General features: G+C 65.9%; 3 protein-coding genes. All 3 read right to left on the reverse strand.

From position 1 onward, the window contains the following. Positions 1-316 (reverse strand): sodium:solute symporter family transporter (locus AVR91_RS35375; RefSeq protein ID WP_455577843.1); only part of this gene is annotated, 316 nt, incomplete at its 3' end. Further along, on the reverse strand, positions 313-657 hold the full coding sequence (locus tag AVR91_RS35380; protein ID WP_043848497.1) for a DUF485 domain-containing protein: 345 nt from the start codon (positions 655-657) through the stop codon (positions 313-315). The genes AVR91_RS35380 and AVR91_RS35375, both read right to left, overlap by 4 nt. A 140-nt stretch (positions 658-797) precedes the next feature. Next, the coding region (locus AVR91_RS44025; protein ID WP_455577844.1) for a sodium:solute symporter family transporter at positions 798-1632 on the reverse strand (835 nt) is incomplete at its 5' end.

Genomic DNA, 1632 nt, shown 5'->3' on the forward strand with positions numbered 1-1632 from the left:
GCAGTTCCGCGACCAGCAGCAACGCCACCAGCCACGCGACGAGGAATCCGATCGAATAGAGGAAACCGTCGTAGCCGTTGATCGCGATCGCACCGGCGATACCCAGGAACGACGCCGCGGAAAGATAGTCGCCCGAGATCGCGATCCCGTTCTGGGGGCCGGTGAACGCGCGCCCGGCGGCGTAGTAGTCGGACGCGGTCTTCGTATTCCGGCTCGCCCGGAAAACGATCACGAGCGTGATCGCGACGAAGATCGCGAAAATGGTGATGTTGAGCGCCGGATTGCTTCCCTGTACGCCCGCTGCCAGCGAATTCACCGTTCGGTCCCTTCGACCTCATGCCTGATCTTGTCCGCGAGCGGATCGAGCTTCCGGTTCGCGTACCGGACATAAAGGCCGGTGATCACGAAGGTGGACACGAACTGCAGCAGGCCGAAGACGAGGCCGACGGTGATGTTGCCGAAGAGCTTGGTGCTCATGAACCCGGTCGCGTAGTCGGCGAGGAGCACGTACAGCAGGTACCAGAGGAGGAACAAGGCCGACACCGGGAAAACGAATACCCGGAGCCGTCGTCGCAGCTCGGCGAATTCCGGGCTCGCCTGGACCTTTTCCCAGTCGGATTCCGGTTCGGAACCGAGGTCTTGATCGGCCTCACTCATATCGGACCTCCCACCTGCCGCGACCATTCGATGACTTCGTTGTCACGAAAGATCATGCCCCTCATAGGGCCCCAGAGGAGCAATCCATTTGAGTGAACGGTACGACTCTGCGTAGAGGCTCGCGACTCGAAAGGGTGATTTTACTTCCGGTGACGGCCTTTACCGGTGGTCCGGGTCTTCTCTTCGGCCTGCCCGAACCGGGCGACCGCACGATCCCGCATGAACCCGAGCGGATCGGGCGCGTGCAGCCGCAGCATCACGCCGTGGACGTCGTCCGGACGCCCGTATCCGGTCGCGCGGCTCACCACGTAAGTGGTCAAGAAGGCGGCCGGGACGGTGATCAGCGCGGGCTGGTTCGAGAACCACGGCGCCCAGCCACCGGAGTACTTGCTGACGATGTTGACCACGAGCGCGGTCAGCACGAGTCCGCCGCCGACGACCATCCCGGCCAGCGCGCCGGGCCAGCTGAGCTTGCGCCACCAGACGCCGAGCAGCAGCAGCGGGCTGAAGGTCGACGCGGCCAGCGCGAACGACATCCCGACCGAAAGCGACAGATCCTCCGAGGGCAGCAGCACCGCCAGCGCGAACGGGATCAGCGCCACGATCGCCGTCGCCACCCGGAAATCGCGGACGCGGCCGGGCAGGACGTCGGTGGAGACGACCCCGGCGACACTCACCAGCAGCCCGGACGAACTCGACAGGAACGCCGCGAAGGCGCCGGCCGCGGTCACCGCGCCCAGGATCTGCCCCCAGAGTCCGGGCAGGATCGCGGACGGCAGCAGCAGGACGGCGGCGTCGGTCTTCCCGGTCACCAGCAGTTCCGGGACGTACATCCGCGACAGCGCGCCCAGCAGCGTCGGGAACAGGTAGAACAGGCCGAGCAGCAGCAGGACGTGCACCGTCGTGCGGCGCGCGGCCTTGCCGTCGGGGTTGGTGTAGAAGCGGACCAGGACGTGCGGCAGGCCCATGGTGCCG

It is taken from the genome of Amycolatopsis keratiniphila subsp. keratiniphila (genome assembly GCF_001620365.2).
Lineage (GTDB): Bacteria > Actinomycetota > Actinomycetes > Mycobacteriales > Pseudonocardiaceae > Amycolatopsis > Amycolatopsis keratiniphila.